Source organism: Streptomyces sp. NPDC050264 (assembly GCF_040655895.1).
In the GTDB taxonomy this organism is placed as follows: Bacteria; Actinomycetota; Actinomycetes; order Streptomycetales; family Streptomycetaceae; genus Streptomyces.
The window spans coordinates 466,674-476,946 of sequence record NZ_JBFAKV010000001.1; the positions used below are offsets into that span (position 1 = coordinate 466,674).

The window sequence follows — 10,273 nt, forward strand, 5'->3', positions numbered from 1 at the left end:
ACCACCAAACCGAATGTGCCACAGGTCACACAGCCCCGGCTTTTGTGGGGCCCTTTCGGCTTGATACAAATTGGCCGCGCCCCAACGTCCCCGGTTCGGTCCCGTTCGCAAAGACGTCGCGCTCCCCACTCCCTTTCCTTACCACCCCCTTGCCCAAAACAGCGTCCAAGGCAGCGGGGTCCGTCTTCAGGAACGCCCGTGTCTTCGCGCACCCCCCGGCCGGCTCTCATAGCCCTCTTCACGGCCGGTTACCTCGCCGCTTACCTGCTGCCCACGGTCGTCGGCCGACTCGCCGACAGCCTGCGCCTTTCCCCCACCCAGGCCGGTCTGATCGGCAGCACGCTGCTGCTCAGTTCGGCCACCGCGGGCTTCACGCTCGCGTCCCGCGTCGAACGGGTCGGCGCCCGCCGCGCCGCCCGCGCCGGGCTCCTCCTCGCCGCCGTCGGCTACGGCACGGCGGCCCTGTCCACCTTCGTCCCCCTGGTCGTCGCGGGTGCGATGATCGGCGGCTTCGGCTCGGGTACGGCAACGGCCGTCGCGGCCACCGGGATCGCCGCCCAGAAGGACCCGCACCGCGCGTCCACACTCGGCCTGCTGACCGTCTCGGCACTCGCGGGCGCCCTCTACCTGACGATCCCCCGGGTCAGCCCGACGGGCCACGCCCTGCCGTTCGCCGCGCTCGCCGTCACCGCACTCGCCGTGTGGCCCGCGACGCACCGGCTGCCCGACCCGGCGGGCCCGGACAACAGTCCGGCCCAGACCGACCACACCCTCAAGTCGCCGCTCCCGTACGCCCGTTCCGGCACGGCCCTGGCAGCGGTCATCGTCTGCTGGTCGATGGCGCAGAACTCCCTGTGGGGCGTCAGCAGCCGCATCGGCACCGTCCAGGCCGGCCTCAGCGAGGTCACGGTCGGCAGCGTGTTCGCGGTGGCGCTCGGCGCGGGCCTGCTCGGCGTGATCGGCGCGGGCGCGCTCGGCACCCGCCTCGGCCGCGCGCTGCCCATCGGCGTCGGCACGGCCGCCATCGCCGGCTGCATCGCGCTCAGCGCGAGCGCCGACGGTCTGGGCTCCTTCGCGACGGGCGAGATCGCCTGGAACACCCTCTACCCGGTGGTGCTCTCGTACTTGCTGGGCCTCGGCGCCTCGCTCGACCCGCGCGGCCGCTGGGCGGTCCTCGTCGGCTCGGCGTCCTCGCTCGGCACGGCGTGCGGCCCGCTGGTGGGCAGTTCCGTGTCGCAGGCGGTCGGCTTCCCCGCGATGGGCACGGCGCTCGCCGCCACGCTGCTCCTGCTGGCGGTGCCGCTCACCGCGATCACCCTGCACACCGCGGGACGCCCGCTGTTCCCGGGTGCGGCCCGGCGCCGCAGCGGCGCCCCGGTCGGCGCGATCGTCCCGCCGTCGGGTCTGCTGGAGCAGCCCGTCGTCGAGATCTTCCCGCTGGAGGTGCCCGCCGTCGCCGCGGTGGAGTTCACGACGGCGGGCCCGGACGGGGTTCAGCCCGAGATGTCGTCCAGCGGGTACGCCTCGACCTCGGCGAGATAGCGGGCCCGCAGCGCCTCTTCCTCTTCGCTGCCGTCGAGGAAGGACGCCACGAACGAGTTGCGGGCGAGCTCACGCAACCGTTCGTGGTCCAGGGCGAGCGCCTCGTGCACGGCGTGGAAGGTGTCTCCGGCGTACCCGCCGAAGTAGGCCGGGTCGTCGGAGTTCACCGTGCACAGCAGCCCGGCGTCCATCATGGCGACGAGCGGGTGCTCCTCCAGGACGTCGATGGCGCGCAGCCGCACGTTCGACAGCGGGCAGAGCGTCAGCGGAATCCGGTCGCGTACGAGACGCGCGACGAGCTCCGGGTCCTCCAGGGACCGCAGCCCGTGGTCGACGCGCTCGACGCCGAGCAGGTCCAGGGCCTCCCACACGTACGACGGGTCACCCTCCTCGCCCGCGTGCGCGACCTTGCGCAGGCCCAGTTCGCCCGCGGCCTCGTACACCTCGCGGAACTTCGAGGCCGGGTTGCCGACCTCGGCCGAGTCGAGGCCGACGCCGACGATCCGGTCGAGGTACGGCTTCGCGGCCTCCAGCGTCTCCATCGCCGACTCGGCGGACTGGTCGCGCAGGAAGCACATGATGAGCTTGGTGGAGACGCCGTGCCGCTCCTCGCTGCGCGCGAGCGCCCGCGAGAGGCCCTCGACGACCGTGCCGATGGCGACGCCGCGCGCCATGTGGGCCTGCGGGTCGAAGAAGATCTCGGCATGCCGCACGCCCTGCTCGGCGGCGCGCGCCAGATAGGCGTCGGCGAGCGCCTCGAAGTCGTCCTCGGTGATCAGTACGGCCATCAGGCCGTAGTAGAGGTCGAGGAAGGACTGCAGGTCGGAGAAGAGATAGGCCTTGCGCAGCGCCTCTGTGTCGGCGTACGGCAGCGTGATGCCGTTGCGGTCGGCGAGGGCGAAGGCCAGCTCCGGTTCGAGGGTGCCTTCGATGTGCAGGTGCAGCTCGGCCTTGGGGATGCGAGCGAGTGGTGCGAGGGACATCCGAGCATCGTACGCAGGTGTGCGCAGGTCAGGGCCTCAGAGCCGTTTCGGCACGGGTACCCGGTCCAGGTCGCGGGCGACGGTCAGCTCCCCGTCGAACCCGGCGGCGCGCGCCTGCCGCGCGAACTCCTCCGGGTCGCCGTAGCGCTGGCTGAAGTGCGTCAGTACGAGGTGGCGCACGTTCCCGTCGCGGGCGACGCGGGCCGCCTGCCCGGCGGTCAAGTGCCCGTGATCCGAAGCGAGTTGATGATCCTCGTCGAGGAAGGTCGACTCGATGACGAGCAGATCGCAGCCGTCGGCGAGTTCGGTCACCCCGTCGCACAGCCGGGTGTCCATGACGAACGCGACGCGCTGTCCGCGCCGCACCTCGCTGACGTCGGCGAGCGTGACGCCGCCGAGGGCCCCCTCGCGCTGGATCCGCCCCACGTCCGGGCCGGTGATCCCGTGCGCGGCGAGCCGCTCGGGCAGCATCCGGCGCCCGTCGGGCTCGACGAGGCGGTACCCGTACGACTCGACGGGGTGCGACAGCCTGCGCGCCTCCAGCCGGTACGCGGGCGTGTCGGCGAGCACCGCGCCCTCCCCGCTCACCGGCTCCTCGGTGATACCGACGGTCTCCCGGTACGCGGTGGAGTACCGCAGCCGGTCGAAGAACCGCTGCCCGGAGGCCGGGTAGTGGGCGGTCACCGGGTGCGGTACGCGGTCCAGGTTGATGCGCTGGATGACCCCGGCGAGCCCCAGCGAGTGGTCGCCGTGGAAGTGGGTGACACAGATCCGGTTCAGGTCGTGCGCGGCGACACCGGCGCGCAGCATCTGCCGCTGGGTGCCCTCGCCGGGGTCGAAGAGGATGCCCTCGGCGTCCCAGCGCAGCAGATAGCCGTTGTGGTTGCGGTGGCGGGTCGGCACCTGGCTGGCGGTGCCGAGGATGACGAATTCCCTTACGGACACGGTGAGTTATCCGGGGGGCCACTGGAGGCCGCGGCCGCCCAGGACGTGGGCGTGCGCGTGGAAGACGGTCTGGCCCGCGCCGCTGCCCGTGTTGAACACGAGGCGGTAGCTCTCCAGCTTCTCCTCCTTGGCGACCTCGCCGGCCTCGCGCAGCACGTCCGCGGCGATCTCCGGTTCGGCGGCGGCCAGGGAGGCGGCGTCCGGGTGGTGGACGCGCGGGATGACCAGGATGTGCGTCGGGGCCTGGGGGTTGATGTCCCGGAACGCGATGGTGGTCGGGGTCTCGCGGACGAGGGTGGCGGGCACGTCCCCCGCGACGATCTTGCAGAACAGGCAGTCGGCCTGGGGTTCGCCGGTCACGTCGGGTCTCCTTTGCGGGGCGTTTCCGTACGGCGGCATCGTATCGATCAGCTCTGTGGGGCGGGCGGCGGCGTCTGCCCTGTTGATCCGTCGGCGGGTGCGGCCCGGTGGGAACTGCGCGACCAGCCCCCACCGGCCGGCAGACGACATCGGCTAGGGCAACCCCGGTGCCACCTTCGCCGGGTCATCGGAAAGCGCCGCCAGAGCGATACGTACGGCCTCGTCCAACTGCGGGTCACGCCCAGCCGCAGCGTCCTGCGGCGCGGCGACCACCTCCACATCGGGATCGACCCCGTAATTCTCGAGCCCCCACCCGACACCCTCGATCCAGGTCGCATACTTCGGCTGCGTCACCAGCGTGCCGTCGACCAGCCGGTACCGGCTGTCGATCCCGATGACGCCACCCCAGGTGCGGACGCCCACGACGGGCCCGATGCCGAGCGCCTTGATCGCCGCGTTGACGATGTCGCCGTCGGAGCCGGAGAACTCGTTGGCGACGGCGACGACAGGACCACGCGGCGCGTCCATCGGGTAGCTGGAGGGGCGGGCGCCGCGCGGCACGTCCCAGCCCACGACGCGCCGGGCCAGTTTCTCCACGACGAGCTGCGACGTGTGTCCGCCGCGGTTCTCCCGGATGTCCACGACCAGGCCCTCGCGGGAGACCTCCACGCTGAGGTCGCGGTGGATCTGCGCCCAGCCGGGCGCCTGCATGTCCGGCACGTGCAGATAGCCGAGCCGCCCGCCCGACTGCTCGTGGACGTAGGCGCGGCGGTCGGCGACCCACGCGTGGTAGCGCAGCGGCTCCTCGTTCGACACCGGCACCACGACCACATGCCGCGGATCTCCGCCGCCCGCGGGCGACACGGTCAGCTCGACCGGCTTGCCGGCCGTGCCGACGAGCAGCGGCCCGGGTCCCGTCACCGGGTCGACGGGCCGCCCGCCGACCGCGACGATCGCGTCCCCGGCACGTACGGCGACGCCCGGCGCGGCGAGCGGGGAGCGGGCGCGCGGGTCGGACGTCTCGGACGGCAGCACCCGGTCGACCAGCCACTGCGGCGCGCCCTGGGGGCCGCTGTTGCTGGTGGACCGGGAGATGTCGGCTCCGAGCAGCCCCTGCCGGTGCGCGGCGGAGCCGCCCCCGCCGCCCGGTACGACGTACGCGTGGGAGGTGCCGAGTTCGCCCTGCACCTCCCACAGCAGGTCGACGAGGTCGTCGTGCGTGGCGACCCGGTCGAGGACCGGCCGGTAGCGCTCCAGCACCCCGTCCCAGTCCACCCCGTTCATGTCGGGGCGCCAGAAGTTGTCGCGCATCAGGCGGCCGGTCTCGTCGTACATCTGCCGCCATTCGGCGGCCGGGTCGACGCGCTGGCTGATCCGGGCCAGGTCGACGGTGATGTTCGTGTCGCTGTCGTCGTCGTGCGAGGGCCGCCGGTCGCTCGGTACGACCTTCAGCACTTCGCCGGTCCACAGCAGCACTCTTTTGCCGTCGCCGGTGACCTCGAAGTGGTCGGCGTCGGCACCGAGTTCCTCGATGCGCTGCTGTGCGAGGTCGTAGCGCTCCAGGCGGGTCTTCGGGTCCGGGTCGCCGCGGTCCGCGCGCGAGTCGCCGAGCACGCCGTGCACCGGGTGCCGCAGCCAGAGCACGCCGTCCTTGGCGGTGCGCAGGGTCGAGTAGCGGGCGGCCTCGACGGGGAACGGCACGATGCGGTCGACGAGCCCTTCCAGGTCGACGCGGGTGGCGGGCGCGCCCTCGCTGTCCGGAGTCTCGGCCCCGGGAGTGTCCGCCGGTTCGAACGGCCGCCCGTGCCGCTGCGGCCCGAACGGTGACGGGGTCGTCGCGGCGAGGGTGATCAGATGCGGCCGTGACCCGCCCACGAAGGCCAGGTCGAAGGCGTGCTCGTCGTAGACCGGGTCGAAGGAGCGGGCCGACAGGAACGCCAGGTGCTTGCCGTCGAGGGTGAACGCGGGCGCGTAGTCCCGGAATCGCAGCTGGGTCGCCTCGGTGACGGCGAGGTCGGCGGTGTTGGCGAGCTTGAGCTGGCGCAGGCCGTGCGGTCCGGGGTGCGACCAGGCGAGCCACGCCGAGTCGGGCGAGAAGGCGAGCCCGGACGCGTGCCCGTCCTCGCTGCGGTCCACTTCCCGTACGTCACCCAGGTCGCGCTCGACGAGCAGGACGCGCCCGTCGTGCGCGGCGACGGCGACCCGGCCGCCGTCCGGCGCGACGGTGAGGCCGAGGACCCGGCCGAGCTGCCCGGCCCCGAGCCGGCGGGGTGTGGCGCCGGGCGCGGCCCCGGTGGCGGGCGCGAACTCCAGCGCGTCGTCGCCCTCGGCGTCGGTCACCCACACCACGTGTTCCTCGCCGTCGACGCGGAACGTGTGCGGGAGTCTGGCCCGTACGCCCTGCTCGGCGGCGAGGGCGCGGGCGGGCCCGGAGCGGTGGGTCACCCAGTGCACGGCCCCGCGCACGGCGACCGCGCTGCCGCGTCCGGTGTGGTCGGGCGAGGCGGCGCCGAACCAGCGTGCGGCGTCGACGGGCCGCGGCTGCAGATCGACCCGCTGCCCGCCGAGCCGCACGTCGAGCCGCCGGGTCTCCCCCGCCTCCAGGTCGTCGACGACCCACAGTTCACCGGCGCTCGCGTACACGACCCGGGTCCCGTCGGTGGCGGCGTGCCGTGCGTAGAAACCGTCGACGGGCGTGTGCCGCCGCAGCCCGGACCCGTCGGCCAGGGAGGAGTACAGCGCCCCGACCTCTTCGTGGTCGGAGAGGAACGCCAGGCGCTCCCCCACCCACATCGGGTACTCGATGTTCCCGTCGAGGCCTTCGTGCAGCCGGACGAAGTCGCCGGCGCCCTCCCGGTCGATCCACAGCTTGCCCGCGGTGCCGCCCCGGTACCGCTTCCACCAGGCGGCTTCCCGCCCCATCAGGGCGGAGAGCAGCAGCACTTGGGAGTCGGGGCCGTACGCGACACCGCCGACGGGCCCGTACGGCAGCGTGTCGGCGGGGCCGCCGTCCAGCGGCACGGCCCGCGCCCAGCTGCGCCGCAGCGAGGCCTGTCCGTGCGTACTGGTGGCGAGGACCCGGCCGTCGGGCGTCCAGCCGCGCACGGTGGTCGTCCAGCTCCCCCAGTACGTGAGGCGTTCGGCGGCTCCCCCGTCGATCGGGGCGACGTGCACCTCGGGTGCGCCGTCGCGCCGCGACGTCCAGGCGACGGTCGTCCCGTCCGGGGAGATCCGGGGGTGGGTGACCGGCACGTTGTCGGCACTGACGCGCCAGGCGCGGCCGCCGTCGAGGGGCGCGGCCCACACGTCGTCCTCTGCGGTGAAGACCACCAACTCGCCGTGCAGGTGCGGGAACCGGAGGTAGGCAGGATTCGTCACCCCGCCCACCCTAAATTTGCGGCAGCCCGCGCGTCGGTCTTTTGATCAGTTCGTGCTCGACTCACTTGTCCTGGGGGCAGCTGCAGTCGGGCTCCGGGACGGTGACGGTCTCGGTCACGGTCTGCGTGGGTCCGGGCTGCGGCTCATCCTGCGGGGGCTCGTGCTCGGTGGGCTCGTGCTCGGTGGGCTCGTCCTGCGGGGGCTCTTCCTTCGGGGGCTCTTCGTTAGGAGGCTCTTCGTTAGGAGGCTCGTCCTTCGGGGGCTCCTCAGGCGTGTACGTGGGCGTCGCCGTGTCCGACGCGGCGCAGTTGCCGAGGACCTGGAGGTGGAACCAGACCTTGTCGTCGACCCGTGCGATCAGGTTGCCGCGCACACACTTGTCGGGGACGACCCCGTACACCCAGCCCTTGATCGTGATGTCCTTGCCGTCCTTGGTCTTCCCGTCACAGTCCACGGTCACCTCGCTCGGCGACGAACTGCCGGGCGTGCCACTGCCGTCGGTGTAGGTGCCCTTGCAGCTGATCCAGGCGACATCGGCGTGCTGCCGGTTCAGCTCCTCCGTGGCCTGCTTCTCCGTCGTGACGGAGACCGTGGTCACGTTCAGTTCCCCGTCGGTCGGCTGACACGCGACGGCGCCGGCCACGGCAGCGGCCACGATGCCCGCGACGGCCAGTACTCGCGGGGCCCGCGACCTTCGCACATCCCGGCTGATCCGACTCAAATCCCCCATGTACGGCAGAATGCCAGCCGCTTCACCGCACGGAAAGACGCGTTGCGGCCAGTGTGGGGCGGGCACCCGGACCGCGGCACATCCGGGCCGCAACGGCACACTCACGCGTCAGCGCCCCGGCGCACGCGCCCGCCTGCGCCTGGTGTTCCGCCCGGCCCCCGGCCGGATCGTCTCCAACACCTGTCACGACGAGGGCGCCTGGCCGCTTTTCGCCGCCGCGGAGATCCGTCAGAAGGGCCCTAGCCCCAGCGCCCGGTGCGGCCCAGCAGCAGTGCCACCGCCGCCGTCCCGGCCGTCGACGTGCGCAGCACACTCTTCCCGAGCCGGCACGCCCGCGCCCCGGCGTCCCCGAACACCTGCAGCTCCTCCGGCGACACACCGCCCTCGGGGCCGACGACCAGCACGATCTCCCCGCTCTCCGGGAGCTTCGCCGACGCCAGCGCGGCGCTCGGCGCGTCCCGGTCCTCGTGCAGTACGACGGCCAGGTCCGCCGCGGCGAGCAGCGCCGCGACCTCCTTGGTGGACGCGGCCTCCGCGACCTCGGGGAAGCGGACCCGGCGCGACTGCTTGCCGGCCTCGCGCGCGGTGGCCCGCCATTTGCCGAGGGCCTTGGCGCCGCGCTCGCCCCGCCACTGGGTGATGCACCGGGAAGCCGCCCACGGCACGATCGCGTCGACGCCGGTCTCGGTCATGGTCTCGACGGCCAGCTCACCACGGTCGCCCTTGGGCAGCGCCTGCACCACGGTGATCCGGGGCAGCTCCTCGGGCTCGGTCCGCAGGGGCCCCGCCTCGACGACGAGGCGGTCCTTGCCCTCGGCCGCGGCGACGACGCCCTCGCTCCACGCCCCGCGCCCGTCCGTCAGCACCAGGGACTCCCCGGCGCGCAGCCGCTTCACCGAGACGGCGTGCCGCCCCTCGGGCCCGTCCAGTACGTACGTGCAGTCGCCCGGCACCCGGCCGTCGACGACGAACACCGGCGCGGTCACGCGGCGCCCCGCTGCCCGAGCGTGGCCTTGGCGGCGACGAGTTCGGCGGCGAGCACCTCGACGAGCTGCCCGGCCGGCAGCTCCCGGGCGAGACGGTGGCCCTGCCCCGCCCACAGCGCCATGGCCTGCGGGTCACCGGCCTTCGCGGCGGCCTTGCGGACCGGCGACGTCAGGTGGTGGATCTCCGGGTACGCGGCGGGCGCGTACGGGCCGTGCTCGCGCATGAAGCGGTTGACGAGGCCGCGCGCGGGCCGCCCCGAGAAGGCCCGGGTCAACTCGGTGCGGGTGAACAGCGGATCGGTCATGGCCTGCTTGTGCAGCGCGGGCGAACCCGACTCCGGCGTCACGAGGAACGCCGTGCCGAGCTGTGCGAGGTCGGCCCCGGCGGCGAGCACGGCGGCGATCTGCGCGCCGCGCATGATCCCGCCGGCCGCGACGATGGGCAGCTGCACCGCTTCCCGCACCTGCGCGATCAGCGCCAGCAGTCCGACGCCGCTGCCGTCGGCCTCGGGGTTGTCGCGGTGGGTGCCCTGGTGTCCGCCGGCCTCGATGCCCTGGACGCACACGGCGTCGGCGCCGGCCCGCTGCACGGCGAGCGCCTCCTCGACGGTCGTCACGGTGACGGCGGTGAGCGTACCCACGTTGCGCAGCGCGTCGATCACCTCGCGCGTGGGGCAGCCGAACGTGAAGGTGACCAGCGGTACCGGGTCGTCGACGAGGATGGCGAGCTTGGCGTCGTAACCGTCGTCGCGCCCGCTGTCGGGGTCACCGAGCGGTGTCTGGTACCAGCCGGCCTCACCGGCGAGCTGGTGGCGGTAGACGTCGACCGCGGCCGGATCCGCGTACTCGGGCTGCGGCATGAACAGATTGACGCCGAAGGGCCGGCCGGTCAGCCCCCGCACCTGCTTGATCTCCTGGTACATGCCGTCGGCCGTCTTGTACCCGGCGGCGAGGAATCCCAGGCCGCCCGCGTCGGCCACGGCGGCCACGAGCGCGGGACACGACGCGCCGCCCGCCATGGGGGCCTGCACGATCGGACAGGGGCAGAGATCGGTCAGCGCGGAGGACATGAGCGCATCGTGCCACGTACGCGTCAGACAGCCGAATCGGCGCCTGCGCCTGGCATGTGCCACCCCGCCCGGGGTGGCACATGCCTACGCGTCACCGTCCGTTGAAGGCATCCTTCAACCGCGAGAACAACCCCAGCCGCCCAGGCTGACTGCGCCCACCCAGGGGACAACCCCCGAACCCCCGGCCACAAAAGAGACACTCACCGCCCGTTGAAGGCATCCCTCAACCGCGAGAACAACCCCAGCCGCCCAGGCTGACTGCGCCCACCCAGGGGACAA

At 73.1% G+C, this 10,273-nt stretch carries 8 protein-coding genes; 1 reads left to right on the forward strand and 7 read right to left on the reverse strand.

Going from position 1 to position 10,273, the window contains the following annotated elements; all coding sequences use genetic code 11:
- Positions 1-198 precede the first annotated feature (198 nt).
- Positions 199-1,542 (forward strand): MFS transporter, encoded by a 1,344-nt coding sequence (locus AB0J02_RS02135; RefSeq protein WP_363191580.1) that lies wholly within the window; start codon positions 199-201, stop codon positions 1,540-1,542.
- Here AB0J02_RS02135 and AB0J02_RS02140 read toward each other — a convergent pair.
- The 7 genes from AB0J02_RS02140 to AB0J02_RS02170 all read right to left on the reverse strand — a co-directional run bounded on the left by AB0J02_RS02140 (position 1,494) and on the right by AB0J02_RS02170 (position 9,994).
- Positions 1,494-2,525: an adenosine deaminase gene (locus AB0J02_RS02140; RefSeq protein WP_363191581.1), complete on the reverse strand. Its 1,032-nt coding sequence runs from the start codon at positions 2,523-2,525 to the stop codon at positions 1,494-1,496. The two genes, AB0J02_RS02135 and AB0J02_RS02140, sit on opposite strands and share 49 nt — an antisense overlap.
- 36 nt (positions 2,526-2,561) lie before the next feature.
- Positions 2,562-3,470: a ribonuclease Z gene (locus tag AB0J02_RS02145; RefSeq protein ID WP_363191582.1), complete on the reverse strand. Its 909-nt coding sequence runs from the start codon at positions 3,468-3,470 to the stop codon at positions 2,562-2,564.
- Positions 3,471-3,476: 6 nt separating this feature from the next.
- On the reverse strand, positions 3,477-3,830 hold the full coding sequence (locus AB0J02_RS02150; protein WP_363191583.1) for a histidine triad nucleotide-binding protein: 354 nt from the start codon (positions 3,828-3,830) through the stop codon (positions 3,477-3,479).
- 153 nt (positions 3,831-3,983) lie between these two features.
- Positions 3,984-7,208, reverse strand: a complete 3,225-nt coding sequence (locus AB0J02_RS02155) for a S41 family peptidase (protein WP_363191584.1) — start codon at positions 7,206-7,208, stop codon at positions 3,984-3,986.
- Positions 7,209-7,269: 61 nt separating this feature from the next.
- Positions 7,270-7,938: a hypothetical protein gene (locus tag AB0J02_RS02160; protein ID WP_363191585.1), complete on the reverse strand. Its 669-nt coding sequence runs from the start codon at positions 7,936-7,938 to the stop codon at positions 7,270-7,272.
- A 239-nt stretch (positions 7,939-8,177) separates the two neighbouring features.
- Positions 8,178-8,924, reverse strand: a complete 747-nt coding sequence (locus AB0J02_RS02165) for a 16S rRNA (uracil(1498)-N(3))-methyltransferase (protein ID WP_363191586.1) — start codon at positions 8,922-8,924, stop codon at positions 8,178-8,180.
- Positions 8,921-9,994 carry a nitronate monooxygenase gene (locus AB0J02_RS02170; RefSeq protein ID WP_363191587.1) on the reverse strand — a complete coding sequence of 358 codons (1,074 nt, stop codon included), beginning with the start codon at positions 9,992-9,994 and terminating at the stop codon, positions 8,921-8,923. Before AB0J02_RS02170 ends, AB0J02_RS02165 begins: the two co-directional genes overlap by 4 nt.
- Positions 9,995-10,273 lie beyond the last annotated feature (279 nt).

Coding starts and splice junctions, on each gene's coding strand:
- AB0J02_RS02170 (WP_363191587.1), bottom strand. CDS start 9,994: ATGTCCTCCGCGCTGACCGATCTCTGCCCCTGTCCGATCGTGCAGGCC.
- AB0J02_RS02140 (WP_363191581.1), bottom strand. CDS start 2,525: ATGTCCCTCGCACCACTCGCTCGCATCCCCAAGGCCGAGCTGCACCTG.
- AB0J02_RS02160 (WP_363191585.1), bottom strand. CDS start 7,938: ATGGGGGATTTGAGTCGGATCAGCCGGGATGTGCGAAGGTCGCGGGCC.